Origin of the sequence: Streptomyces sp. NPDC046939, assembly GCF_040644575.1 — a bacterium.
In the GTDB taxonomy this organism is placed as follows: domain Bacteria; phylum Actinomycetota; class Actinomycetes; order Streptomycetales; family Streptomycetaceae; genus Streptomyces.
In genome coordinates, this window is sequence record NZ_JBEYWV010000005.1 from 23065 (window position 1) to 47357 (window position 24293).

At 70.7% G+C, this 24293-nt stretch carries 22 protein-coding genes; 12 read left to right on the forward strand and 10 right to left on the reverse strand.

What is annotated here, in order from left to right; genetic code table 11:
- Positions 1-857: 857 nt before the first annotated feature.
- Together ABZ877_RS07020 and ABZ877_RS07025 are read left to right on the forward strand one after the other, a co-directional pair.
- On the forward strand, positions 858-1487 hold the full coding sequence (locus tag ABZ877_RS07020; protein WP_361065637.1) for a dihydrofolate reductase family protein: 630 nt from the start codon (positions 858-860) through the stop codon (positions 1485-1487).
- A gap of 153 nt (positions 1488-1640) precedes the next feature.
- Complete coding sequence (locus tag ABZ877_RS07025; protein ID WP_361065640.1) at positions 1641-2204, forward strand: 2'-5' RNA ligase family protein; 564 nt, start codon at positions 1641-1643, stop codon at positions 2202-2204.
- On the opposite strand, the gene ABZ877_RS07030 is transcribed toward ABZ877_RS07025, so the two are convergent.
- Positions 2201-3829, reverse strand: a complete 1629-nt coding sequence (locus tag ABZ877_RS07030; protein ID WP_361065643.1) for an amidohydrolase — start codon at positions 3827-3829, stop codon at positions 2201-2203. The two genes, ABZ877_RS07025 and ABZ877_RS07030, sit on opposite strands and share 4 nt — an antisense overlap.
- A 79-nt stretch (positions 3830-3908) precedes the next feature.
- Positions 3909-4607, reverse strand: a complete 699-nt coding sequence (locus tag ABZ877_RS07035; protein WP_361065646.1) for a TetR family transcriptional regulator C-terminal domain-containing protein — start codon at positions 4605-4607, stop codon at positions 3909-3911.
- A gap of 70 nt (positions 4608-4677) precedes the next feature.
- Between ABZ877_RS07035 and ABZ877_RS07040 the strand changes: the two genes are divergently transcribed.
- The 3 genes from ABZ877_RS07040 (at position 4678) to ABZ877_RS07050 (ending at position 9054) form a co-directional block, all read left to right on the forward strand.
- Positions 4678-6147, forward strand: a complete 1470-nt coding sequence (locus ABZ877_RS07040) for a cytosine permease (protein WP_361065649.1) — start codon at positions 4678-4680, stop codon at positions 6145-6147.
- A gap of 223 nt (positions 6148-6370) precedes the next feature.
- Positions 6371-7987 (forward strand): M48 family metallopeptidase, encoded by a 1617-nt coding sequence (locus tag ABZ877_RS07045; RefSeq protein ID WP_361065652.1) that lies wholly within the window; start codon positions 6371-6373, stop codon positions 7985-7987.
- Complete coding sequence (locus ABZ877_RS07050) at positions 7987-9054, forward strand: hypothetical protein (RefSeq protein WP_361065655.1); 1068 nt, start codon at positions 7987-7989, stop codon at positions 9052-9054. The genes ABZ877_RS07045 and ABZ877_RS07050 overlap by 1 nt, the downstream gene beginning before the upstream one ends.
- A gap of 639 nt (positions 9055-9693) precedes the next feature.
- On the opposite strand, the gene ABZ877_RS07055 is transcribed toward ABZ877_RS07050, so the two are convergent.
- Positions 9694-10392, reverse strand: coding sequence for a L,D-transpeptidase (locus tag ABZ877_RS07055; protein ID WP_361065658.1), 699 nt, complete (start codon positions 10390-10392; stop codon positions 9694-9696).
- A gap of 337 nt (positions 10393-10729) precedes the next feature.
- Between ABZ877_RS07055 and ABZ877_RS07060 the strand changes: the two genes are divergently transcribed.
- Positions 10730-11230 carry a hypothetical protein gene (locus ABZ877_RS07060; RefSeq protein ID WP_361065661.1) on the forward strand — a complete coding sequence of 167 codons (501 nt, stop codon included), beginning with the start codon at positions 10730-10732 and terminating at the stop codon, positions 11228-11230.
- 75 nt (positions 11231-11305) lie between these two features.
- On the opposite strand, the gene ABZ877_RS07065 is transcribed toward ABZ877_RS07060, so the two are convergent.
- Positions 11306-12277 carry an intradiol ring-cleavage dioxygenase gene (locus tag ABZ877_RS07065; protein WP_361065664.1) on the reverse strand — a complete coding sequence of 324 codons (972 nt, stop codon included), beginning with the start codon at positions 12275-12277 and terminating at the stop codon, positions 11306-11308.
- A 99-nt stretch (positions 12278-12376) separates the two neighbouring features.
- Between ABZ877_RS07065 and ABZ877_RS07070 the strand changes: the two genes are divergently transcribed.
- Entirely contained in the window at positions 12377-13657 is a 1281-nt protein-coding gene (locus tag ABZ877_RS07070; protein ID WP_361065667.1) for an MFS transporter, read from the forward strand.
- 47 nt (positions 13658-13704) lie between these two features.
- Here ABZ877_RS07070 and ABZ877_RS07075 read toward each other — a convergent pair whose 3' ends face one another.
- The gene (locus ABZ877_RS07075) at positions 13705-14484 is read right to left on the reverse strand and encodes an SDR family oxidoreductase (protein WP_361065670.1); all 780 of its coding nucleotides are present in this window, start codon (positions 14482-14484) and stop codon (positions 13705-13707) included.
- A gap of 207 nt (positions 14485-14691) precedes the next feature.
- Between ABZ877_RS07075 and ABZ877_RS07080 the strand changes: the two genes are divergently transcribed.
- Both ABZ877_RS07080 and ABZ877_RS07085 read left to right on the forward strand, forming a co-directional pair.
- The gene (locus ABZ877_RS07080) at positions 14692-15333 is read left to right on the forward strand and encodes a hypothetical protein (protein ID WP_361065673.1); all 642 of its coding nucleotides are present in this window, start codon (positions 14692-14694) and stop codon (positions 15331-15333) included.
- A 269-nt stretch (positions 15334-15602) separates the two neighbouring features.
- Positions 15603-15794, forward strand: a complete 192-nt coding sequence (locus ABZ877_RS07085) for a hypothetical protein (RefSeq protein ID WP_361065676.1) — start codon at positions 15603-15605, stop codon at positions 15792-15794.
- Positions 15795-15898: 104 nt separating this feature from the next.
- On the opposite strand, the gene ABZ877_RS07090 is transcribed toward ABZ877_RS07085, so the two are convergent.
- Positions 15899-16882 carry an aldo/keto reductase gene (locus ABZ877_RS07090; RefSeq protein ID WP_361065679.1) on the reverse strand — a complete coding sequence of 328 codons (984 nt, stop codon included), beginning with the start codon at positions 16880-16882 and terminating at the stop codon, positions 15899-15901.
- Positions 16883-17159: 277 nt separating this feature from the next.
- On the opposite strand from ABZ877_RS07090, the gene ABZ877_RS07095 reads away from it, so the two are divergent.
- Positions 17160-17627 carry a DUF4383 domain-containing protein gene (locus ABZ877_RS07095; RefSeq protein WP_361065682.1) on the forward strand — a complete coding sequence of 156 codons (468 nt, stop codon included), beginning with the start codon at positions 17160-17162 and terminating at the stop codon, positions 17625-17627.
- A gap of 226 nt (positions 17628-17853) precedes the next feature.
- On the opposite strand, the gene ABZ877_RS07100 is transcribed toward ABZ877_RS07095, so the two are convergent.
- Positions 17854-18213 carry a DUF6204 family protein gene (locus ABZ877_RS07100; RefSeq protein ID WP_361065685.1) on the reverse strand — a complete coding sequence of 120 codons (360 nt, stop codon included), beginning with the start codon at positions 18211-18213 and terminating at the stop codon, positions 17854-17856.
- A gap of 285 nt (positions 18214-18498) precedes the next feature.
- Here ABZ877_RS07100 and ABZ877_RS07105 point away from each other — a divergent pair, with 285 nt between their 5' ends.
- A complete protein-coding gene (locus tag ABZ877_RS07105; protein ID WP_361065688.1) occupies positions 18499-19764 on the forward strand; it encodes a family 16 glycosylhydrolase in 1266 nt (421 codons plus the stop codon).
- Between the two features lie 256 nt (positions 19765-20020).
- On the opposite strand, the gene ABZ877_RS07110 is transcribed toward ABZ877_RS07105, so the two are convergent.
- Positions 20021-20926, reverse strand: coding sequence for an NADP-dependent oxidoreductase (locus tag ABZ877_RS07110; RefSeq protein WP_361065691.1), 906 nt, complete (start codon positions 20924-20926; stop codon positions 20021-20023).
- 126 nt (positions 20927-21052) lie between these two features.
- Between ABZ877_RS07110 and ABZ877_RS07115 the strand changes: the two genes are divergently transcribed.
- The gene (locus ABZ877_RS07115; protein WP_361065694.1) at positions 21053-21421 is read left to right on the forward strand and encodes a MerR family transcriptional regulator; all 369 of its coding nucleotides are present in this window, start codon (positions 21053-21055) and stop codon (positions 21419-21421) included.
- A 162-nt stretch (positions 21422-21583) separates the two neighbouring features.
- Here ABZ877_RS07115 and ABZ877_RS07120 read toward each other — a convergent pair whose 3' ends face one another.
- Both ABZ877_RS07120 and ABZ877_RS07125 read right to left on the reverse strand, forming a co-directional pair.
- Positions 21584-22048 (reverse strand): hypothetical protein, encoded by a 465-nt coding sequence (locus ABZ877_RS07120; RefSeq protein WP_361065697.1) that lies wholly within the window; start codon positions 22046-22048, stop codon positions 21584-21586.
- 617 nt (positions 22049-22665) lie between these two features.
- Positions 22666-24195 (reverse strand): hypothetical protein, encoded by a 1530-nt coding sequence (locus tag ABZ877_RS07125; RefSeq protein ID WP_361065700.1) that lies wholly within the window; start codon positions 24193-24195, stop codon positions 22666-22668.
- Positions 24196-24293 lie beyond the last annotated feature (98 nt).

Sequence of the window (24293 nt, forward strand, 5' to 3'; positions counted from 1 at the left end):
CGCCTGTTGTAAGGAACCTGAGCACTTCCGGCCGGGTGTGCCACTTCCTGTACGTGGCGCGGCGGCGGGGAGTGGGGAGGTCGTCAAACGGCCTGGCGTTCGTGAGGGCCTGCATTGCGCTGGCGGAAGCCGTGGAACCGCACCCTGAACACCCATGGACGTACGTTGATCCGTGACCGAAGATCTGCGGGTGACTGAAGACGATCTCGTGCTGGCTGTGCGGGCACATATGGCCGGCCAGGAGCTTCCGGGGCCGGCGCCCACGGATGACGTACGGGCAGTGGAGCGGATGGTGGGGGAGCCGATGCCACCGCTTCTGCGACGGCTCTACCTCGAAGTGTCCGACGGCGGCTTCGGGCCGTGGGGTGCGGTGTCTCTGACGGACACCGGTGACTGGTTCAGTGACTGTGCGGACATCACGGAGGCGTACCGCGACTTCGCCGGTTCCGAGTTTCCGCCTCCGCCAGGCATCGTTCCGCTCCTGGACCGGGGCCCCGCTCGGGCAGTCGCTGGCCCAGTGGCTCGCCGAGTGGTTGCGCGGCACCCTGCCGGACGGTCCCTATCCGCACCGCGAACTGGCAGCCAAGGACTGCCCGGCCCGCTGACGGGCGGCGGTCCACGGCGGGGGAGTGGGGTCCGATGAACAGGCTGTCATCGGTGACCCACTCGCCCCCACCGGCCCCGTTCGTCTTGCTCGGGGCACAAGAGCAGGGGCTGACGCTCCGGTGCCCGCCGTTCGTGCGCGTACACACGGTTCACTCGTATGGCCGCACCCTTCAACGGAACGCCCCCGGCCACCGATGACTTCTCCGCCCGCCCCCGGTCCTCCCTGTGACACAGAAATGAGGGCAGACGTCATGACGGACAACCCCGACAACCCCATTCGCCTGTACATGTCGATGTCGCTCGACGGCTTCATCGCCGGTCCCGACGACCGGCCAGGGCAGGAGCTCGGCCGCGCCGGTGGGCGGCTCTTCAACTGGCTCGACCACCGGGGCTCCGACGGCCGGAGCGGTCAGGTCTACCGGGAGGCGCTGGGGACGGGCGCGGTGATCTCCGGGCGGCGTACCTTCGAACTCGCCGGACGCTGGCAGGGCGACCACCACGACGGCGTGCCCGTCTTCGTCCTCACGCACCACGTGGACGACGGGGACGTGCCGCCGGGCCACGCGCGTTTCGTCACCGACGTCGAGGACTGCGCCCGGCAGGCCCGGGCGGCGTCGACGGACCGGCCGGTCCTGGTGCACGGGGCGGGGGCGGCGCAAGCGCTGCTGCGTGCCGGGGAGATGGACGAACTGGAGATTCACCTCGTGCCGGTGCTCCTCGGGGAGGGACGACGACTGTTCGAGCACCTGGGCGACCAGCACATCGAACTCGACCTCGTACGAAGGCTCGACGACCGAGACGTCACACATCTCCGCTACCGCGTGCGGCATCGCCCCGAGGAGACACCTTCCGGGACGACGGTGTCCGGCGCGGGACGCTGAGCCACGATCCGGGAGCCCCACCTGGCGCGTCGTGTATTCGCCTGGAGTGATGCTGCAAGCGCTGACTCCTTCGTACGCGGCTCGTGTCCTCGGCCTCGTAGGCGCGCTCCCAGCCTCCCGCCGTACCCGGGCAAGCGCCCCTAAGCTGCCCCGATGCACACTGTGGAGCTGCTGGTCGACCCGGTGACGGAGGAGAGGGTGGTCGGTGTGTGGCGTGCGTTGGGCGCTGCCGGGCTGCCCAGCCAGGCGAGCCACCGTCACCCCACCAACCGGCCGCACCTGACCCTCGCCACGTCGGCCGAGCCGCCACCGGGCGGATGGCCCGCGCTGGGCCCCGCCCTGAGCGCGCTGCCCGTGCGCCTGAGACTTGAGGACGTGGTCCGCTTCGGCGGCCGTACCCGCGTCCTCGCCTGGCGTGTCGTTCCCAACGCGGAGCTGACGGCGGTGCAGCGGCAGGTCTGGGAGGCACTGCACAGCGACGACGACAACGACAACGATGGCGACAGCGGCAGCTACACGTACCGTAATCCCCTCCACCACCCCGACAACTGGACCCCGCACCTCACCCTCGGCCGGTCCCGTTCGACTGCCGCCACCTGGCCCGACGAACTGCTGCCCGCGCAGTTGCTCGAACCATGGGAGGGAACCTTCACCCAGGCCCGTAGCTACGACACCGAACGGCGAACAGTGGAACCGCTGTACAGGCCCAGGCGCTAGAGGTCGTCCGCCCGGTGCGTCACCCGGCCCCCGACGGCAGTCAACCGCACCGGCAGCTGCGGCAGTTCGAGCGCGGGTGTCCTGGCCGGGTCGTCGGCGAACACCGACAGGTCGGCGCGGAACCCGACGCTCAGGCGCCCGGCGATCCGCTCCTCGCCGGCGGCGTACGCGGCGTTGACCGTCATTCCCCGCAGCGCCTCCATCCCGGTCAGCGCCTGCTCGGGCCCGTGCGGGGGCGCGCCGAGGTCGCGGCTGGGGCGGCGGTGGCGGGCGCCGGCCATGACGCCGAGCGGCGCGTACGGGGCGATGGGCCAGTCCGAGCCGAGGACGACGGTCGCCGCCGCGTCCCACAGGTCGCGGCAGCGCCACGCCCGTCCGGCCCGCTCCTCGCCGAGCCGCCGCGACCAGTTGTCGGTGTGGTCGGCCCGGGTGAAGTCGCAGCAGTGCGTGGGCTGCATCGAGGCGACGACGCCGAGCGCGGCGAAGCGCCGTACGGTGTCGTCCGGCACGGTCTCTATGTGCTCGACGCGGTGCCGTACGCCCGCGCGCCCCTCGGCACCGGACTGCGCCCGCTCGATGGAGTCCAGCACGTGCCGCACCGCCGCGTCGCCGATGGCGTGTGTGGCGGTCGGTACGCCGGCCCGGTGCAGCTCGCTGATGACGTGCGAGTACGCGGCCGGGTCCGGCCAGAACGCGTGCGTCGACTCCCCGTGGCAGTCGGGCCTCTCCAGCCACGCGGTGCCGTTGTCGATCGTGCCGTCCATGAACAGCTTCACCCCCACCGTGCGCCACAACTCGCCGCCCGTGCCCTGTAGTTCGAGCAGCGCGGACAGCGCCTCGGCGTCGGCGCCGGGCTGGCACCAGGGCGCGACCCGCAGCCGTACGGGGAGATCGCCGGCGGTGTCGAGCGCGGCGTAGAGCGCGAGGCTGTCGCCGTTCGCGTCCATGGCGTGGCCGCCGGTGAGACCGGCCGCGGCCATGGCGTGCAGGGCCCGCGCGAGGCGGTCGCGGCGCTCCTCCCAGGTGGGCTGCGGCGCGGCGCGTTCGACGAGTTCGCAGGCGGCGTCCTCCAGGAGCAGCCCGGTGGGCCGGCCGTCGGCGTCGCACACCACTTCGGCGGCCTGGTCGAAGGTGCGGGGGCCGTCGACCCCGGCGAGTTCGAGGGCGCGCGGGCTGGCCACCATGGAGTGGGCGTCGAACAGCTGGAGCAGTGCGGGGATGCCGTCGAGGACAGGTGAGAAGGCCGCGGCCTCGATGGGCCGGTCGCCGAACACGTTGGGGTCGAGCCCCCACGCGTGCAGCCACGCCCCGGGTGCGAGCCGCTGCCGGTAGCGGGCCAGCTCCTCCCTCACGTCGTCGAGGCCGGTGCAGCCCGAGAGGTCGAGGCCGTGGGTGAGTTCGGCGCCGGAGACGGGGTGCAGATGGCCGTCGACCAGGCCCGGGGTGACGACGGCGCCCTTGAGGTCGATCGTGGTGGTGCCGGGTCCGGCGAGCGCGCGCATCGCCTTGTCGTCGCCGAGGGCGCTGATCAGTCCGTCCGTGGCGGCGAGCGCGGTGTGGGGGAGGTGGTCGCCGGTGGCGGGGTCGAGCAGCCGGGCGTTGTGGAGGACGAGTCGGGGTTCCATGGCGTGGCTCCTGGGTTGCGTGGGCGCCGGGTGACGCGGTGCGGGGAGGGCGTGGAGGGTTGCGGTGTGGGGGCGGGGCTCAGGGGCCCAACGACCCGTGAGGCAGGCCGAGTTCGCGTTCGGCGAGGGTCACGGCCATCCGGGTCACGGCCGGGGGCAGGTCTTCCGAACCGGCGCCGGCGTCCGCGCCGAGACCGTCCAGGACGACCAGGATCTGCATCGCCGTGACCTCTGGGTCCGCCGTACGGAACTCGCCTCGCCGGGCACCGTCCGCGAGCAGGGCGGTGAGGCGTCCGCGCCACATCGCCTCCTGTTCGACGACGCGGGCGCGCAGCGCGGGCCGGTAGCGGCTGAGGTGACGGGCGTTGATCCACAGGCGACTGATGTCGTCCCATGCCGGACCGTTCGTCCGTGCGAAGAACCGGCTGAGCCGTGCGCTCGCCGCCGTCGCCACGTCCCCGGCCCGGCCCCCGCCCACGTCCTCACCCCGGCCCCCGCCCGCGTCCCCGTTGTCGCCTCCGTCCCCGTCCTCCTCCGGGAGCAGCGCGTCGAGTTCGCCCGTCGCCGCGTTGCCGAACGCCTCCGCGACGAGTTCCTCCGCCGAGGGGAAGTAGTGGCTGACGAGCCCGGGACGCACGTCCAGCTCCTCGCCGATCCGCCGGAGCGTCACACACTCCAGACCTTCGGAAAGCGCAATGGAAGCCGCGCACGCAACGATTTCCGCACGTCTGGCCGCCGGAGATTTTCGGATTCGCTTGCTCGGAACGCTTGACGACATGAGCGGCACGTTATTGAGTGTGCGACCAATAAGCAAGCAGGTGGGCAGGCCCAGCACCCCGGAGGACCCCATGGCGTCGACGCTTCCCGATCCAGGCCCGGACGCGGAGGACATCACCACCGCCCCGCCCGGCGACCGGCCGGACGCCCGCGCCACGGCCCCCGGCATCGAAGCCCACGGCATCGACCACATCCCCGACAGCGAACGCCGCGGCAGGCCCCGGGAGCTGTTCTCCGTCTGGGCGGCGGCGAACGTCAACTACCTGAACCTGGTGGTCGGAGGCGCCCTCGTCCTGATGGGGCTCACCCTGTGGCAGGCCCTCGCGGTCCTCGCCGTCGGCAACGCCTTCTGGACGCTGACCGGCCTGCTCGCCGTCTCCGGACCCGCCGCGGGCGCGCCCAGCGAGGTGGTCACGCGGGCGCTGTACGGCGTCCTCGGCAACCGCGTCAACAACGCCGTCACCGGGTGGGCGATCTCGGTCTGCTACTTCGCGCTCAACCTGTCGGCCGCGGCCGTCGCCGCGTTCTCCCTCGTCGAGAAGGCCGGCATCCCCGCGAACACCGGCGTGAAGACCGTCGTGATCGTCGTCATCGCGGCGCTCACCCTGACCATCAGCGTCTACGGTCACGCCGTGATCGTCCGCCTGTACCCGGTGATCACGATCGCCCTCGCCGCCACCTTCACCGTGGTCGCCGTGAGCGTCGTCCGGCACGGCGACTTCACGTACGTCCCCACGCACCGCCTCACCGGCATCGACCTGTGGGCCGCGCTGCTCGCGGGGGTCACCCTGATCGCCTCCGGCCCGCTCTCGTACACGACGAGCGCGGACTTCTCCCGCTACCTGCCGCGCACGACGTCGAAGCGGGCGGTGCTCGGCTTCACCGCGCTGGGCGGGTTCCTGCCGAGCATGGTGGTGTGCTCGATCGGCGCCCTCGCCGCGACCGTCGTCGACATGAGCGAACCGCAGTCCGCCCTGGAGCAGATCCTGCCGCGCTGGTTCACCCCGGTCTTCCTGCTCGCCCTGGTCCTCGGCACCATCGCCATCAACGCGCTGACGGCCTACAGCGCCGGTCTCGCCCTGCAAGCCGTCGGCCTGCGCATCCGCCGCTCCGTCAGCGTCCTCTTCGACGGCACGGCGGCCGTCGCCCTCACCCTGTACGCACTGCTGGTGTCCAACTTCCTGGACACGGTCAACAACGTCCTGCAGCTCACCGTCGTCCTGCTCGGCCCCAGCACCGCGATCTACGCCACCGACATCGTCCTGCGCCGCAACCGCTACGACGGTCCTGACCTCTGCGACGAGAGCCCCGGCAGCCCGTTCTGGTACCGCCGAGGCGTCAATCGGCCCGGAGCCCTCGCCCTGCTCCTCGGTGCCACCACCGCCGCCCTCAGCGTCGACACCCTCTACACCGGCCCCTTCGCCGCGGCGGCCGGCGGCATCGACCTCACGCTCCCGGTGGGCATGGTGGTGGCCGGCGGGTGCTACGCCCTGACGATGCGCAAGCACATACGCCAAGGTCAAGCCGAGGCAAAGGCGTAGGCCCCCCGGCAGTTCCCGGCAGTTCCTGGCAGTTTCAGGGCAGATTCCGGCGCGAAGGCGGGCCTCGCCAGGACACTGACCCTGTGTCATACTCCCGTTCCCCCCACATCTATTTTCGCCGACCCCTGCCTTCCCGAGGCCTGCCCGCTCACGGCCGGTCACGGCGCGAGGCATGCTCCTTTCCCGTGGGGGGAACCGCCCAATGGGCTCTACTCTGCGCGCCGTGCGCGCTCTCGTGCTGCTGCTCGGCTTCTATGTGGTCGGCCTCGTCCTGCTCGGCGCCCTGGGCGTGGGCGACTGGCTGCTGATCTCGAAGGGCAGCCACAGCATCGGCGCGCTGAAGATCGTCGGCCTCACCCTGATCGTCGCCGTACCGATCCTCCAGGGCATGTTCGCGGTCCGCGGGCCACGCTTCGAGCCGCCGGCCGACGGGCTGCGCGTCGAGGAGCACCAGGAACCACGGCTGTGGGCCACCGTGCGCCGGCTCGCCGAGCAGACCGGCACCCGCGCGCCGGACGAGATCTACCTCGTACCCGCCGTCAACGCCGCCGTCCACGAACAGTCACGGCTGCTCGGCCTCATCCCCGGACGGCGGGTCCTGCTGGTCGGCATGCCGCTGCTGAGCGGGCTCGACGAGGCCCAGCTCAGCTCCGTACTGGCGCACGAGTTCGGCCACTACTCCAACGCCGACACCCGGCTCGGCGCCATCAACCGGCGCGGCTACGAGCAGATGTCGCACACCGTCTCCACCCTCATGCGGCGCTCGGCCGCCAAGGTGCAGGACGAGCGGGCGAAGGCGGAGGAGAAGGAGGCGCGCCGCGTCGCCAAGGGCAAGTCCGCCCGGGAGATCGACACGGGCACGGCCGGCCTGAGCTACCGCCTCGCCGCCAAGCCCTTCCTCTGGTACGGCAAGTTCTACGTGCGCTCCATGCGCGGCACGATGCGCCGCCAGGAGTACGCCGCCGACCTGGCCGCCGCGCGCATCGCGGGCCGTGACGCCACGGCGTCCGCGCTCCGCGAGGTCCCCGTCCTCGACGCCGCGTTCGGCTTCTACATGCGGTCCTACGCGAGCCTCGGCGCCAACGCGGGCTTGCTCCCACCGCAGGGCGAGGTCTACGGCGGCCTGCACCACCTCCTCGAAGCACGCTCGGCCGAACTCGACGAGCTGCGCGGCGGCCTGCCCCGCGGGGAGCGCTCCGCCTACGACACGCACCCGCCCATCGCCGACCGCGTGGCCCGCGTCGAGCAGCTCCCCGACGACGGGCGGGCGGCGGGCTCGGCCGGGCCCGCGCTCGGCCTCCTCGACCACCCGGCCGCCGCGTTCACCGCCCTGGAGCAGGTCTCGCTCACACCGGAGGCGCTCGCGATGCGGCGCACCGCCGACTGGGAACAGCTCGTGCACGACGCGATGACGACGTACGCCGACTCGTCCGCGAAGCCGCTGCGGAAGGCGGTGCGCGACGTCACCGGCGGGGACGGCTCGTACGACTCGGTGCTCGCGGCGATCGACGCGGGCGCGCTGTGGCAGATCGCCGACAAGCTGCCCAAGTCCGCCCAGGCGAAGGCCGCGACGGGCCGCGCCGCCCGCGAGTTCGCCCGCCCCCGACTGCACTCCCTGCTGCGCGACCTCACCGTCGCCGAGCTGATCGCGCGCGGCGGCGCGCACTTCGAACTGTCCTGGACGGACGCGCCGCTGCTGCGCCTGCACGACGCCTCCGAGGACGAGCTGAGCCGGGCCCTCGACGCGGCGGTGGCGGACGTGCCGGAGGTCACCGGGCTGCGGCAGTTGCTGAGCACGGCCGGACCGGCGGACCACGTACGAGAGCGGGAGACGATCTGATGGGTTTGTTCGGCAAGCGGCGCGCCACCAGCCCGAACCGCGTCGGCTCCTTCAGCGACAAGCAGCTCGCGGCGGCGGCCCGGCAGTTCGGACTCGTGCCGGTCGAGAACATCGACGGCGACGCGGCGATGGCCCCCGACCCGCGCTTCGAAACGGTCAAGTCGGCGATACGGGCGGGGGACTGGCAGGCCGGAGCCGCATACCTGGAGGACGCGGGCCGCGACTGGTCGGAACGCAACCGCCGCTCCAACGCCCTCGCCGCGCAGGCCGTCACGGACGACGGCTGGCTGCTCGCCTGGCGCACCGCACGCCGCGACGACCCCGGGGCGGCGCTCGTCAACGCCCGCGCACTGGTCGACCTGGCATGGGAGATCCGGGGCGGCGCCGCCGCGGGGGCCACGACCCGGGAACAGTTCGCCGGATTCCACCGCATCCTCGCGCAGGCCCGCGAGGCGTTCACGGCCGCGCAGGCCCTGGCGGGCGACGACCCGTGCCCGTACATCGCGGAGCTGCCACTGGCCATGGGGCTCGGCTACGACCACGAGGCGTTCGGGGCGCTCTGGACCGAGGTCGAGAAACGGGACCCGTACCACGTGGCCGCGCACCACTCGGCGCTCCAGTACTGGTGCGCGAAGTGGCGGGGCTCGCACGAGGCGGCGGAGGAGTTCGGCCGCGCCGCCGCCGCGAAGGGCGCCCCCGGGCAACTCCTGTCCACGATCGTCCTCGACGCCTACTTCGAGTACGAGATCACCGACGAGACACTGAACCCCGGCACGTACTACCGGCAGCCACACATCGTCGCCGCGACGGACGCCGCCCTCGCGGACGTGGCGACGGCGCACGCCACCAACCCGCACGACCGCGCCATCCCCCCGGCCCGCCACATGCTCGGCCACTTCCTGTACTCCCAGGACCGCTACGAGGAAGCGCTGGAACAGTTCCGCGCGGTGGACGGCTACGCGGGCACGCCCCCATGGTCCTACTACGGAAACCCAGCGCGACGGTACGCCCGGGTGCGGGACTATTGCGCGGCACAGGTGGCACATCGGGGGGCGTCGGCGCGGTAGCACGACAGGGACTCCGCCACGGGGCCGGGCCAGTGTGGGAAGCTGCCGTATGCCTCCCCATCTGCGGTTCTTCTTCTCGGCCGGTGTCGTCGGCACCGCACTGTGGCCCGACGACGTCGACAGCCCCTTCGGCTACCCCTGCGAACCGGACCGCCTGCCCCTCAGCCGGACCACCCGCGAAGAACTCGCCGAACTGAGCGAGCGCTACCAGTCCTCGATCGACTGGGACGACCCATCCGGCCCGAGCCCTAAGAGCTGGGTGACGAGTGGGTCGTGGACGACCAGCGGCATGCTTCCTCGGCCCGGATCTGGAACTACTGGCTGGGCGGCCCCGTTCCGCCGTGGCCGATCGGCGGTTTCTCGCGCTGGCCGTCGAGTACTTCGTCACTGAGGCGGGCATTCCGGCGGTTCCTGGGCATCGGCGCCGATGACGCTGCGCACCCGCTCGGAACTGCTCGAGCCCGGCTTCGTCACCTGCTCGCGCCGGCGCAACGACTCACCGGATGGAGCCCACTCCGTGGACGTGACGCACTTCTGCGGCGTGGCCAGGAGACCGTAGGGAAGGACGGGGGAGCGCGGGGCGGGCGAGCGCGGCCGACATGGAACCGCCGCGCTCACGCGCCCCGTTCACCGGTCGGCTCAGGTGCCGGGCTTGCGACCGTAGACGAAGACGTCATCGCCGTTGCGCAGCAAGGACCAGTACTTCTTCGCGGCGGTCTTCGTCATGTTGACGCATCCGTGGGAGCCCGGCGGGTTCCACATGCTGACGCCGACGGAGTGGAACGCCTGACCGCCGTCGAAGAACTGGCTGTACGGCATGGGGACGTTGTAGATCGTCGACACGTGGTCGATGTGCCGCCAGTAGATCTTCTTCAGGCCGGTACGGGTCTCGTACCCGTTGCGGCCGGTGCGCACGGGCACGGGCCCGTAGACCAGGTTCCTGCCGTCCTGGATCCAGCTGATCTGCAGGGTCAGGTCGACGCAGGCTATGCGGCCCTTGTTCACGGGGCACTTGCCGCTCTTGTTCGGCTTGTTGCCGACGGCCTTCTGCTTGTTCATGAGGTTCATGACGCCCCAGGTCACCGACCCGGCGTAGCCGATGTTCGGAGTGATGCCGTGCTTGGTCTGGAATGCCTTGATGGCCTTGCAGTCGGCGGCGGACTGCTTGCCGTCGACCGGGCGGCCGAGGAACTTCTCCACCTGCTTCTGATACGGGCCGCGCTGGGTCGTACAGTTGCTCGCGGCCTGCGCCGGCGACGCTCCCAACGCCAGCGTCAACGGCGCGACGAGCCCGGCGATCGCGACGGTGGCGGTGCCCCATCTGCGAATGTCCCCCATGGCAGTTCCTCTCCCATGCCTTGCGTCTCTACGGCCGGCCGCGGGGCGCTCTGCCCGCGGCCGACCATGGTCCTGAACAAGCAGACAGGGGGAAGGGCCGACAGGTTGTACTGATGCGCGGCTTGGGACGAAACGGTGACAACGCCGGGCGGCCTCCAGGCCGTGATGCGACGCTGCTCGCGCTCGATGTACTGCTGCCACAACGACATGGATGGACATGGCTGGTGCGGGGTGCTGTTGAATGCATGGAATGAATGAATCGGCTGCTGTTCGACTTCGTCAGGCCGTCCGGCGTATCCATCACGCCACCCGCGCACGTGCTGCCACCGGCCGCACCGTGGAGGAGGCCGACGACGTCACCGGAACGTTCGCCACGGACGGCGCGCTCGGTTTCGACCCACTGCCTTTCCTGACAGCCTTGTACGAGGCCGGTTCCCGCGCGGTGGTCATAGGCCAGGTCGCCGGAATCATGCACGGCTCCGAGGAACTGACCGGCGACCTCGACCTGCTGTGGGACGGAACCCCCGGCGAGGCGCACGCTCTGCGCGCCGCCATGACTGCCACCGGCTGCACCGACGTACCCGACCTGAACCACCCACAAGTGGCCTACCAGGTGACCGGTGTAAGTGGTGACCTATGCACACCTGCCCTTCCCTGGGGGCAGATGGATGTGTCCGGCTGCCTGGCGACGGCGGTGGAAGCCCATGACCCGGCGGGCTTCACCATCCGTTACGTCGCGCTGGACGATCTGATCCGCATGCGGCGCGCCATCGGCCGCCCCAAGGACCACCGCCGCGCTGACGAACTCGTTGGCCTGGCCGCCGGGACGGGAACGTGAGGCGGTGCTGGGTGAACTGCTCGGCGCCGTCGCGCGTCGGTTGAGCCCGAGTTGACGACAGACGGGTGGGTTGCGTCAGGTGGTGGGGGAGGGGGCGCCGCCTGGTGCGCCCCCGCCTCCGTCCTCGTTCGTGGCGCTGGGATCCACCGCCATGGTGAGGGAGCCGATGACGCCGCGTTCGATGTGCCGCTTGTCGTAGAGGAGTTTGAGCATGCCGCCCCGTGTGCCGGTCCCCGGGTAGATCGAGTCCTGGTCGAGGGTCACACGTGTGACGTTGTTGGTGTTGTACGGGGCGCTGTCGGCGGTCGCCTCGACCGCGTCCTCGGAGAAGTAGAACTGCCCGGTGTGGCAGGTGCGGCCGCCGGTGTACCCGTCAGAGGTCCGGGAGCCGCCCGTGTGCACCTTGGTGTGGATGTGGACGGCGCGGCCGGTGTACCAGCCGGGAAAGACGGTCCGGAAGGTGACGAAGCCCTGGTGGTCGGTCATCTGGATGCCGCGCAGCCAGGTGAGGTCGTCGGTCGGGGTGGCGTGACCGCCACCGCCACCGCCGCCACCGCCCGGACCGTCCGGAGGTGGCGTCGGGGTACCGGAGGGCGGCTGGCCAGGGGGCATGCCTCCGCCGCCGTTGCCGATCTCGGTGTAGCCGGAGTAGACGCCGGACGCGTCGCAGTGCCAGATCTCGATGGCCGAGTTGCGCAGGGGCTTGCAGGTGGCGCTGTCGACGGCGCGCAGTACCAGGAGGAGCGGAACTCCGGTGCGGTCCTCGACCACGTTCTTCCGGAAGAGTTCGTAGTCGATGTAGTAGGGGCCCTCGATCTGCTCCGTGGTCAGCGACATGCAGGTGCTGGACGCGGAGGCGGCGGCTTTCACCGAGTCGAGGGTGCTGGTGCCGGTGCCGGTGTTGTTCCGGTCGGCGGCGCTCGCGGCGGCGCCTGCCCCGCTGAGGGCGACGGCACCGGCCGCGCCGCCGAGGAGCAACAGGCGGCGGCGGGACACGAGTTGGGAGACGACGGCGTTGTCAGGCTCTTCGAGAGAGGGTCTGGACATGGGCACGACAGTAGGGGCGGTGCCTGTGAACGCCCTGTGAGACAGCGGGTTTTTCCGGCCAGACAATGAAACCGTCGACGTCGAGCGGAAGGCTGTGTGTTGAGCCAGGGGAAGCCGGAGCCGAGCGAACGGCAGGGGAGCGGCGCGGACGGGGAAAGGGAGTCGCCGTGCGCGGAGAGGGAGGCCACGGGGATACGGCGGTACGCGCTCGTGCTGGGAGAGCCGCAGGTCAGACGGTGCCTGCTGGGCGCACTCGTCGCCCGGCTCGCGCAAGGCATGTACCCCGTGGCCATGCTGCTCACCGTGCGGCGGCAAGCGGAACAGTTCGCCATGGCGGGCCTGGTCGTCGCCTGCTTCGGTGTGGCGATCGCGGTCGGCAGCCCTGTCCTGGGACGGTTGGTCGACCGCCACGGCGGGATCGTACTCGGCGTCTGCGCGTTGGCCGCGCCCCTCAGTATCGGGGGCCTCGTCGTCGCGGCAGAAGCGGACCAGTCGGCCGGGCTGCTCGTCGCCGCGGTGGTGGCCGGGGCGCTGCAACCTCCCGTCACACCGTCGCTGCGTACGCTGCTCACCCGCTCGTTCACGGACCCGGGGATGCGGACCGCCGCCTTCGGTGTGGACGCGGTGAGTGTGGAGCTGAGTTTCGTCGTCGGGCCTGCGGCCGTCGGCGCCGCCCTCGCCTGGGGAGCGCCGCAACTGGCCCTGCTCGCTGGCGCCGTTCTGACCACCGCCGGGACGCTGCTGTTCCTATCCGCACGGCCGGTCCCGAAACACCGGCCGGCGACCGCTGCTACGGGTTCCGGGCGCCACAGCGTGCGGCGCGTGCGGGTGGTGTGGCTGGTCGGTCTCGCGGGTCTCGCCCAGATGCTGGCCGTCGGCATGGTCGAGGTGGGCGTCTCGGCACGCGCGCTGGAGCTCGACGCCCCGGCGCTCGCCGGCATCTGCCTCGCCCTGTGGGCGGCCGGCTCCGTGACGGGCGGGCTCGTCTTCGCCGCCCGGTCCTGGCGCGGCGGGATCCGCGCCCAGTACGCGGCGGTCTCGGCCGGTGCCGCGACGGGGTTCGCGCTCCTCGCGCTGCCGACGGCGAGCGCGCCCATGGCGGCGCTGATGTTCGTCGCCGGGCTGGCCACGACTCCTGTCGCCACGCTGGCCGGCACCGCACTCGGCGAGGGTGTCCCGCAGCAGTTGCGTACGGAGGCGTTCGCCTGGTTCGCCTCCCTCAGCGCGGCGGGCGGCTCACTGGGAATCCTGGTGGGAGGGGCACTGGCCGACCGGTTGACCGCACGGCCGGTGTTTCTGCTGGCCGTGACGCTGCCCCTGCTGGCGGCCGTGATCGTTGTGGCCGGGCTGGGGCGTGGGGCGGCGAGAGACGGGACGTAAGGCTCGCTCCTGGCAATGGCGCCTACACGGTCACTCGGGGTACACGGTCATTCGGGGAACGGGCCCCGCACCGACACCCCTCCGTCCACCACGATCTGCTGCCCGGTGACATAGCGGGCCTCGTCCGAGGCCAGATAGAGGGCCGCTGCGGCCATCTCCTCCGACGTGCCGTAGCGTCCTGCCGGAATCTCCGGCACCCATGCGTCGGCGGCAGGGCCGTTGTTGACCGCGGTGTTGATGGCCCCGCCGACGACGACGTTCATCCGGATGCCGTCGGCCGCGTACTCGGCGGCGACGGTGCGCGCCAGGCTGAGGAGACCGGCCTTCGCGGCGCCGTACCCGGCCTGCTTCGGCGCGGCCATGATGCCGGTGACCGATCCGATGCTGACGATGTTCCCGCCCGTCCCCTGCTCCAGGAACAAGCGGAGTACGCGGCGCACGGCACGCATCACGTAGCGCAGATTCAGGTCGTAGACGGTCTCCCAGTCCTCGTCCTCCATCTCGTGGAGCTTGACCGCCGGTACGAACGCGACCTGTCCGCCGACCACCGTGACCAGGGTGTCGAGACCGCCGAGACGTTCGGCCGCGCCGGTGACCATGGCGTCGATCTGTTCGCGGGAGCGGACGTCACCGCTCAGCGCGTGGGCTGCGTGTCCGGCCGTCCGCAACTCGCCCGCCGCCTCCGTCGCCCGTGCGGCGTCCACGTCGGCGACGACCACGCGCGCCCCGGCGGCGGCGTACGCACGGACGATGGCACGACCGATGCCGTCCCCGCCGCCGCCCAGCACCAGAACTCTCTTGGCGTCGAGCCTGCCCGCCACGGTCATGTCCCCTCCAGGGTCGTCGAGTTGACCAAGACTACGGTCCGCGGTTGGGTCGACCGTACGGAGAGGCGCGCCTTGCCGACGGCGCAACGGCGCTGTGCTTCACAGTGCATCTGGGGCGCGGGGGAGAGGTCACCGACTACGCCCTGTACCGCTCGAAGCCGGGGCTCGTGCAGGTCACCGAGGTCGCGCCCGCCTCCCGGCAGGCATATGCCGCCCTCTGGGCGCTTCCTCATCGACCTCGACGCCCGCACCCACCTCGCCTACGACGGTGCCGTGGACGAACCCCTGAAGCATCTGCTGGCCGACAGTCTCTGGGTCCGCCTGGTGGACGTCGACCGGGTGCTGACGGCACGCGAGGAACTGCGGCCGGGCGCGGACGCCGCGGCCTCGCTCGGCTTCCGCGGCGCCCGTCCTGAGAACCGCCCCGATCACCACCAGAAGGGCATCACGGGGCCCCGGTCACTCATTCGGGCGTTGCTGTCTGGGGCCGCTCGCGTGACTCCCGCACCATCGAAGGACGTTCCGGCGCGAAGCCGGCCGATGAAGGGAAAGCTCGTGATCCGCAAAACAGCAGTATCCGTGTCCGCCGCCTTGGCCCTGTTCGTCGCCGCGCCCGTCGTGGCCTGGGCCGCCCCGAGCGCCCCGCAGGCCGCCCCGAGTGCCCCGCAAGCCGACCCGAGCGCCCCGCAGCAGGACCCCGTCGCGATATGCAAAGCGCTCGTCGCGCTCATCAAGGTCCTGAACCTGGGCACCCCCGCGGCCGACCTGGACAAGCTGTGCGAGCCCGCGAACCAGCCGTCGCCCTCGCCGTCGACCTCGACCTCTCCGTCGCCCTCGGCCCCGCAGTAGGACGGACCGGGGGACGGAAAGCCGGTGCCGGCTCCTGGCTCCTCGCCGACGCAGTGCTCCGCGTACGGGTCACGGGGCGGCGAGCCAGGGCCGGCGACGCCGGCGGGTGCGGGCCGCCCAGCACGCGTACACGCCAAAAACGTGGGCGATTCTCTCTTTACGGGACTTTTTCGGTGATCTCTCCTGGGTACTCGCCGGATCACTGAGTCACAGCAAGCACTCCTTGCCCCTCAGTAACACCTGATGACCGGTTTCGTCTGGAGGACACCATGACCACGCCCGAGGAAAGCCGCCCCAAGACCGACTCCACCAATGACGCGCTGCTGAATCAGCAGGCGGGGCAGCAGAACGCTTCCCATGAGGACACGAACGGCGCGACCGGCCGCACGATGTCCGAGGCCCTCGAAGAGGCGGGCCTTGCGCCCCAGGCGGACGAATCGGACGACGAGACGAACCGCTGACGGACGCGCGCCCGCGCGGACCCCGCCTCCTTCGAATGTTGGTGGCGGGGTCTCGCGCGTCCGGTCGGCACCGCCCGGAACAGGGCGTATGCGTGACCGTCCGATCACCAGCGGTGGTGCACCTGGCCGCGGACCTTGTCGTCGTACAGGGCCTGGACGGCGTCGAGCGTCGACTGGGGCAGCGGGGCCAGCGCGGCGGCCTGGGCGTTGCCGCGGACCTGCTCGGGGTTGCGGGCGCCGGGAATGACGGAGGAGACGCCCGGCTGCTGGAGGATCCAGCGCAGTGCAGTCTGCGCCGGGCTGGCACCTTCGGGCGCCAGCGCGGAGAACTCGGCGGCGGCCTCGACGCCCGTCGCGAAGTCGACCCCCGCGAAGGTCTCACCCTGGTCGAAGGCCTCGCCGTGCCGGTTGAACGAGCGGTGGTCGTTCGCGGCGAAGACCGTGTCCTTCGTGTACCGGCCGGACAGAAGCCCGCTGGCGAGCGGCACCCGGGCGATGATGCCGACCCCGGCCTCCGCCGCTGCGGGCAGGACCTCCTCCAGCGGCTTCAGCCGGAACGGGTTGAAGATGATCTGTACGCTCGCCGTGCCCGGCCGGGCGATGGCGGTCAGCGCCTCCTCACACGTCTCCACGCTCACCCCGTACGCCGCGATCCGGCCCTCCTCCACGAGGGTGTCCAGGGCGTCGAAGACGGCGTCGGAGGAGTACACCGGCGTCGGCGGGCAGTGCAACTGCACCAGGTCGAGCCGGTCCACCCCGAGATTGCGGCGTGAGCGGTCCGTCCAAGCGCGGAAGTTCTCCAGCGTGTACAGCGCCGGATCCAGCTCCACGCGGCGGCCCATCTTCGTCGCCACCAGGACGTCCGCGTCCGGGCGCCGGCGCAGGTACTGGCCGATGAGCTGCTCGCTGCGGCCGTCCCCGTACACGTCGGCGGTGTCGAAGAAGGTCACTCCCGACTCGACGGCGGCATCCAGCACCGCCAGGGCGTCCTCCTCCTTCACGTCACCCCAGTCGGCCCCCAGTTGCCAGGTGCCCAAGCCGATCACGGACACCTGCTGCTTGCTCCTGCCGAAGGCCCGCTGTTCCATGGTTCCTATCCTTATGCCGGACTGCCGAGGTTGCCGTGTCAAGCTACATGGCGGCCCGGGGTGCCGAACGCACCTCTCCCCTGGATGTGCCCGTGGTGTGCTGTCCCGAGGCTGACACACACCCCTGGCCGACACACATCCGTGGCCGACACACATCCGTACTAGCCGTCGCGACGTACGGCATACAGCCATCCATGGTTTCGATTCCCCCCTACGGGTACTGGCGACGTCACACGCGAGGGCCCCCCTCGGCCCGCGCAAGACAAAGGGACAAGCGATGACTACATCCGCCCGCTCCGTGACACCCACCCGCACGCCCGTGCAACAGGCCGCCATGGTCGTCGGAGCCGTCTTCCTGCTCGTCGGCATCCTGGGCTTCATACCCGGCATCACGACGCACTACAGCACCATGGAATTCGCGGCCCACCACTCGGAGGCCAAGCTCCTGGGCATCTTCCAGGTGTCCATCCTGCACAACATCGTGCACCTGCTCTTCGGCATCGCCGGCCTCGCTCTAGCCCGCAGCGCCGGCGCCGCCCGCAACTACCTGGTCGTCGGCGGCGCGATCTATCTCGTGCTGTGGCTGTACGGCCTGCTCATCGACCGCACCAGCGACGCCAACTTCGTACCGGTGAACACGGCCGACAACTGGCTGCACTTCGTTCTCGGCATCGGCATGATCGCCCTGGGCTTCTTCCTCAGCCGCAACGCCACGACCGCCCGCCGAACCGGGGTGGCTCACTGACCGCAGGTTGGTGGGACCGATGCCGGTGGCGCACAGGTGTGTCGGAAGCGTCGAAAACAACCCACCCAGCAAACATGCGAGCGGGCTCCGGATCACCTCGATCCGGAGCCCGCGGGCTGTAGAGCGGGAGAGGAGGGGCGACTGTAGTGACATGGAACTGTGCCCCTGACCTGACATCCTCTGCCCGGGGCGATTTCAGTGGCGACTATCGACGCTGAGGGTCTTGTCAGGCGGTGCCCTGTGCGGCGGCGCGACGCTGGCGTTTGCTCAAGGGGGCCTGGGACAGGTCCTCGGCGCGGACGCGGAGGTTCTTGTAGCCGTAGCCGTGTTCCGCGAGCCACGCCTTCGCCGTCTCCTCGGCGCGTTCGGACGCCTCCAGGATGTCTTCCTCTTCTTCTCCTGAGTCCAGGAAACGGAAGGTGAAGGCGGGACGCGCGGCCAGGTCGTAACTGAGGTGCCCTTCGCGCGTGAATGCGGCGCGCAGGACGTCGTGCTCCGCTGCGTCGGCCAGGAGCGCGGCGCGCTGATCGCTGCTGAGCCCGTCGAAAACACCGCGGACGGTGACGCGGAAGGTGCGAGTACTCATGCCGCGACCCTAGCCAGGGAGATCCGCGGGCTCCACGGATTTTCCGACGGCTTACTACGGCTTACGACGGCTTACGACGGCCTGCGACGGCTTACGACGGGCCTACGGTCTCGGCCAGGCCTCGTGGGGCGAGGCGCGCGGGCTCGCCGCGATCAACGTTTGGTCCGTGCCAACACCTTGACGCCCACTTACTTCACTTCTTAAATCAACAGGCGAAACAGCTCCACCTTCACCCTCATCTCGGCCTGCCCATGTCGTGCCCCACCACCCAGGAAGGATCGAGACGTGAACTCCCACCGTCTGCTGCGCAGATGTCTGCTCGCAGCCCTGTCCGCGACACTGGTCGCATCCGCCGCCACCGGCGTGGCTCAAGCAGAACCGTCGAATGCCGCCCCCGCCCCCACTGCTGCCCCCGCTGCCGCTGCCGCCGTGACGTTCTCCGACACGTTCGACGGCCCCGCGGGCAGCGCGGTCAACGGGTCGAAATGGACCCTGGAGACCGGCGACAACGTCAACAACCACGAGCGCCAGTACTACACCTCCGGCACCAACAACGCCGCCCTGGACGGCCAGGGCCACCTCGTGATCACGGCCAAGAAGGAGAACCCGGCCAACTACCAGTGCTGGTACGGAACTTGCCAGTACACCTCGGCCCGGCTGAACACCTCGGGCAAGTTCAGCGCCCAGTACGGGCATGTCGAGGCGCGCATGAAGATTCCGCGCGGGCAGGGCATGTGGCCCGCGTTCTGGATGCTCGGCACCGACATCGGTTCGGTCGGCTGGCCCAACTCGGGTGAGATCGACGTGATGGAGAACGTCGGCTTCGAGCCCTCCACGGTCCACGGCACCATCCACGGCCCGGGCTACTCCGGATCGGCCGGTGTCGGCGCCGGGTACACGCTGCCGGGCGGGCAGGCGTTCGCGGACGCGTTCCACACCTTCGCGGTCGACTGGGCGCCCAACTCCATCAAGTGGTCGGTCGACGGCGTCGTCTACCAGACACGTACGCCCGCCGACGTGAGCGGCAAGACCTGGGCCTTCAACAAGCCCTTTTTCCTCATACTCAACCTGGCGGTCGGCGGCTACTGGCCCGGCGACCCCAACAGCTCCACGGTCTTCCCCGCCCAACTCGTCGTCGACTCGGTGACGGTGACCACGGGTGACACGCCCACGGGCGGCGCGATCAGGGGCATCGCGGGCAAGTGCGTGGACGTCGCCGGGGCGAACCCCGCCAACGGGACCCCCGTACAGCTCTACGACTGCAACGGCACCGCCGCGCAGCAGTGGACCGTGGGCTCCGACGGCACGATCCGCGCCCTCGGCAAGTGCCTGGACGTGGCCAGCGGCGGCACGGCCGACGGCACCCCCGTACAGCTCTACGACTGCAACGGGACGGCCGCGCAGAAGTGGGCCGTCAGCTCAGCGAACGACATCGTCAACCCACAGGCGAACAAGTGCCTGGACGCGACCGGCAACAGTTCCGCCAACGGCACCCGGCTCCAGATCTGGACCTGCTCGGGCGGCGCCAACCAGAAGTGGACGGTGGGCTGATCGCCCCGGCCGAGCACATCTGCTCGCCCGGGAAGTAACACGGAAGTGACACATAAGCAAGCCCGCTACCAAGGCCGCACAGGAGCGCCGTGCGAAAGAAACACGCGCCATGTGTGCGGCCTTGGTAGCGGGTCCGAAGCACACGACCAAGGCCGTCCGCCGGCACACGGGCGCGGGAAGTGGACCGGCTCTGGCGACCGGCTCTGGCCGCTGCCGCTCCGGCCCACCTCCCTCGGTACGCGTACGCGGTGCGGAATCAGATGAGGACGACGATCTTTCCCCGTACATGTCCGCGCTCGGAGTGGGCGTGGGCCTGCACGATCTCCTCCAGCCGGTACGTCTGCTCGATCCGCGGGGTGTAACGGCCCTGCTCGCCGAGGGCTGCCGCTTCGGCGAGGAGTGCGGAGTCGTTGACCGCGTTGGCTACCCGTACGCCCAGGCTCTCCGCGTTCTGGTGGTCGGCGACGGTGACGACCCTGTCCGCCGCACCGGCAATCGCGACGAGGTCGGCGAGTGAGCCGGAGGCGGCGGCGTCGAGTACGAGGTCGACGCCGTTCGGCGCCAGGTCGGTGAGGCGCTGTGCGAGGCCCGCGCCGTAGGTCGTGGGAATCGCGCCGAGGGATGCGAGGAAGGCGTGGTTGCGCTCACTGGCGGTCCCGATCACGGTGGCCCCCTGCGCGAGGGCGAACTCGACCGCCGCGCTGCCGACGCCTCCGGCGGCGCCCTCGATCAGCAGGGTGCGCCCGTCCAGCGGACCGAGGGCATGGAGCCCGCCGAACGCGGTCACGGACGCGAGACCGGCCCCGGCCGCCTGCTCGTCGGTCCAGTTAGCGGGCGCAGTGGCCCAGGCGGAGAGCACGACCAGTTCCGCCGTCGCTCCCGTCAGGCCGCCGAGCCCAAAGACGCGGTCCCCGACGTCCACGCCCTCGACGCCCTCCCCAACCATGTCCACGACACCAACGGCGTCGCGACCGGGAATCGCGGGCAGGTCCAACGGGAACAGCTCGCGCACCACACCGCTGCGCACCTTCCAGTCGACCGGGTTCACACTGGCCGCCGTAGTACGGATGCGGACCTCGCCCGGGCCGGGCAACGGGTCCGGGGCCTCCTCGACCCTCAGAGTCTCCGTACCGCCGTACTCGTGGTAACGGGCTGCGCGCATGACGTCCTGCCTCTTCGCTCGGTTCTGCTCGGTCGTCTCGGTGTGCCTTGACGTCGACTACGCTAAAACCTGACATTGACGTGAGATGCAAGTCGCGGGCGGAGTAGCCCGTGGGGCGGAGGGTTCGTGCGTATCGGCGAGGTGGCCAGGGAGGCCGGGGTGAGCGTGCGAGCCCTGCGCTACTACGAGGAGCAGGATCTGCTGTCCCCCGAGCGGAGTGCCGGGGGACAGCGCCAGTACCCCGACTCCGCTGTCGACCGGGTCAAACTGATCCAGCAGCTCTTCGCGGCGGGCCTGCCGAGCAGGTCGGTGCGCGAGGTGCTGCCGTGCGTGTACTCCGGCACGGTGGTACCCGGACTCCTGGACCACCTGGAGGCCGAGCGCGCGCGGATCAGCGAGCGAATCACCGACCTGCTCGCGGCGCGCGACCGCCTCGACACGGTCATCGCCAACACCCGCAACCCGCCCCCCGAATGCCGCCACCCCCGGGACTGAGTCAGCGACACTGATCGAGCTCGCGCCGGCTCATGCAGTGTGCTCCGGGCCACCGCTACTGCCACCGCCACCGTCGGTGGAGCTGGGGTCCACGTGGGACGGATGGCGGTCGCGACCGCCGCCGTTGCCACACCGTCACGGGGTGGGCCGCGCATGCGGCGTTCAATTTTCGTCGGCGCGGCGTACCACGTAGGCGGTGCCGATCGTGTCCGGTGTGGCGGAGTCCGCCCGGACCGCGAGGCGCGGCGCTGCCGTGGTGAGGTGAAGCTCCTTGGTCGCTGATCGCGTGCAGTCGATGTGCCTGACGGCTCTGGCGGTCCCGGACACGGCCGTGAACGTGACCGTTCCTTCTCCCCCGCAGGCCATCCTCACGCGCAGCGCGGTGCCGGACTCAATGGTCTCGTCCACGTTCTGCCCGGGGATCGCGAGCGTCCCGGACGCGATGAAGCCGTCGTCGTCCGCGTCCAGAAGGCCGGTGCTGTCGAGCAGATGGCGGGCTGCGTTGTCGAGCCGTTCATGGTCGGGGCGGGACACCCGTTGCGCGGGGGACGCGGCCGGAGCGCCGACCATTGCCTTCGACGAGGAAGGCTCCGGCGTCTCCGCCGAGCCGGAGCAGGCTGTCGCCACGGCTGTCAGGATTGCGAAGCCTGCGAGAGCCGTGGTCACAGGGCGGGCGCGACGGTACATGGGATCCCCCGGGAGTTGCGAGCAGGGCCGGGCGGATGCACGGACCTCCGTGATCTTCCCCTGCGGGGCCTTGAAGCGGAAGCGCGGAGCGGCACAACGCCGACGCGTGCGAACGATACGTCGGCGTCTTGCACAGGGGGCCGAGCCGGAGGGATGGAGCGGGGGACGGCCGTTGCACCGGGCGGCGGTGTTCGGCTCCCCGGAGGTCGTCATGGAGCTGGCCACGCGAGTCGCCGACATGGATGCCCTGGAGAACGGAGTGACGGCATTGTGGGAGGCCGTCGTGTCCAGGAGGCCCGACAACGCGCGGGCATTCGTCGCCGCTGACCCAACCGTGGGGGTACGCGCACAGTTGCCCGGGGTGCTCAGTCGGCTGTCGGCTGGGACCTGCACCCCGGGGGCGGACCGCGGACCGCAGGCGGGCGACAGCGCCGAGCAAGCCATGCCGCCACCCCTACCAGTACAACGCTGTGGCCTACTCCTGCGCCTTCGCCGGACTGCGCCCGCTCGATGCACGTCGGGCCTCCTGATGCGTGGGTGCAGTTGCCGCAGCGCGACTATTGGGAACACCGCTGAGCTATCAGATCCGACATGACAGCAAGTGGCAGGGAGGAGTTACTGGTCGCGGCCTCTACCACTTGCCAGTCGGTGTCGGCGATCAACTCCACAATGTCGTGCGGCGGAAGGGCCGGGTGGCCGGCGGCCAGAGGGCGCGCCTGCGGGTCCGTCAGGCAGGTGCGGAGCGCCGCGACCGTCGCACGAGGGTGCCGAGCGATCTCGCGGAGCGCCTTGCGTACCGGAGGCTGGTACCGGGTCAGGTCTTCCAGCAGGGTCGGGGACGCGTCCGGATTGGCCGCCACCTTGGCGACGACTCGTACGCCGTGCCGGTCGACCATGGCACGTAGCTGTGCCTCGGAAAGACCTGGATGGGGAGCGATCGCCTTCACCACTTTCGCGTCGGGGTCGGCGGCGAGCGCCTGGCGGATCCGGGCCGGCAGGTCACGTCGTTGAGCCACGAGCTTCCGGGCGGCCGGGTCGCGCGACTGCGCCAGCTCCTCCACCTCGGCCGTACTGGCGGCGGCGATTCTCGGCAGCACGGTGGGGCCGAGCCTGGTGTTGCCCGCGGCCAGGCGGACGAGTACATCGAGCGGTACGCGCGGGTGGTGGGCGAGGTCGCGTCTCACTCCGTGCTCATGGTCGTCGGCCAGTAGGCGAATGAGGTCGTCTTCGAGCGCGGGGTTCTGGGCGAGGTCGGCCCGGACGCAGGGGTCCGGGTCCACGGCGAGCCGCTCGTACACCCGCGAGGACAGGTCGGTGCGAGTGGCGAGTGCCCACCGCAGGAGCGCTGACGGATGGTCGGCGAAGCGGGTGACGGCGTCGGCGGGGGTGGCGGGGTTGCTCAGTGTCATCTGCCGTATGTCGTGCACGGCCGACTCATGCGCGCCGTCGCACCTGGCGTCCGGCAGTGGAACGTGGTCGGGCAGCGGGTGCTGTCGCTGATCCACGGCCGTTGTTCTGTGCCGCTCGCAGACCAGACACCATTGCGCGGGAGGCAGACCCTCGCCGGTGAGCAGCGCCGCCAGTACGGCCGGGGGTGTCGCCTCGTTGGAGGCCACGGCGCGGCGCACTTCGACATGCGGATGCGCCGCGAGTTCGGCGGTTACGGCGGGAGTGGTTGCCGACGCGAGCTCCGCCACGACCCGTACGGCAGGGTCAGTGCTGAGTGTCCGGACCACGTCGGGAGGAAGGCCGGGGCAAGCAGCGAGTTTCTTCCGTCGCTCGGGGACCGGGTCCGTTGCGAGGAGACGTGCCCATTCCGGACAGCCGACATCCTTCGCGAGTAGGGAGAGGGCGGCGTCCGGCTGTTCAGAGGGGTCGATGTCGGCGGGGGTCAGTCGTCCCGCGTACGCAAGCCATGCGGCGCTCTCCTCGACGCGCGATGTCAGCGCGAGCGCCTGTGCACGACTGAGATCCGCACGGTCGGCTAGGTGCCAGGCGATGTCGGCGTCCGCGACCGCTATCAGCCGATCGACCAGCTCGGAGGGCAGGGCAGTATTGGCGGCCAGCCCGCACAGGACATGATTCACGTAGGGCATCCTGTCCGGGGTGGGGCTGGGTGGCTGGTGATTTTCGTAGCAGCGGAGTGGATCCTGACCGGAGCCCTCAGCGGCGCAGTCGGCCATGC

Excerpts from the sequence above, each read along its gene's own strand:
- ABZ877_RS07075 (WP_361065670.1), bottom strand. The coding sequence starts at position 14,484 with ATGACCGTGGCGGGCAGGCTCGACGCCAAGAGAGTTCTGGTGCTGGGC.
- ABZ877_RS07085 (WP_361065676.1), top strand. The coding sequence starts at position 15,603 with ATGACCACGCCCGAGGAAAGCCGCCCCAAGACCGACTCCACCAATGAC.
- ABZ877_RS07035 (WP_361065646.1), bottom strand. The coding sequence starts at position 4,607 with ATGTCGTCAAGCGTTCCGAGCAAGCGAATCCGAAAATCTCCGGCGGCC.
- ABZ877_RS07090 (WP_361065679.1), bottom strand. The coding sequence starts at position 16,882 with ATGGAACAGCGGGCCTTCGGCAGGAGCAAGCAGCAGGTGTCCGTGATC.
- ABZ877_RS07080 (WP_361065673.1), top strand. The coding sequence starts at position 14,692 with ATGCCGCCCTCTGGGCGCTTCCTCATCGACCTCGACGCCCGCACCCAC.
- ABZ877_RS07110 (WP_361065691.1), bottom strand. The coding sequence starts at position 20,926 with ATGCGCGCAGCCCGTTACCACGAGTACGGCGGTACGGAGACTCTGAGG.
- ABZ877_RS07095 (WP_361065682.1), top strand. The coding sequence starts at position 17,160 with ATGACTACATCCGCCCGCTCCGTGACACCCACCCGCACGCCCGTGCAA.
- ABZ877_RS07040 (WP_361065649.1), top strand. The coding sequence starts at position 4,678 with ATGGCGTCGACGCTTCCCGATCCAGGCCCGGACGCGGAGGACATCACC.
- ABZ877_RS07020 (WP_361065637.1), top strand. The coding sequence starts at position 858 with ATGACGGACAACCCCGACAACCCCATTCGCCTGTACATGTCGATGTCG.
- ABZ877_RS07030 (WP_361065643.1), bottom strand. The coding sequence starts at position 3,829 with ATGGAACCCCGACTCGTCCTCCACAACGCCCGGCTGCTCGACCCCGCC.
- ABZ877_RS07055 (WP_361065658.1), bottom strand. The coding sequence starts at position 10,392 with ATGGGGGACATTCGCAGATGGGGCACCGCCACCGTCGCGATCGCCGGG.
- ABZ877_RS07100 (WP_361065685.1), bottom strand. The coding sequence starts at position 18,213 with ATGAGTACTCGCACCTTCCGCGTCACCGTCCGCGGTGTTTTCGACGGG.
- ABZ877_RS07025 (WP_361065640.1), top strand. The coding sequence starts at position 1,641 with ATGCACACTGTGGAGCTGCTGGTCGACCCGGTGACGGAGGAGAGGGTG.
- ABZ877_RS07050 (WP_361065655.1), top strand. The coding sequence starts at position 7,987 with ATGGGTTTGTTCGGCAAGCGGCGCGCCACCAGCCCGAACCGCGTCGGC.
- ABZ877_RS07065 (WP_361065664.1), bottom strand. The coding sequence starts at position 12,277 with ATGTCCAGACCCTCTCTCGAAGAGCCTGACAACGCCGTCGTCTCCCAA.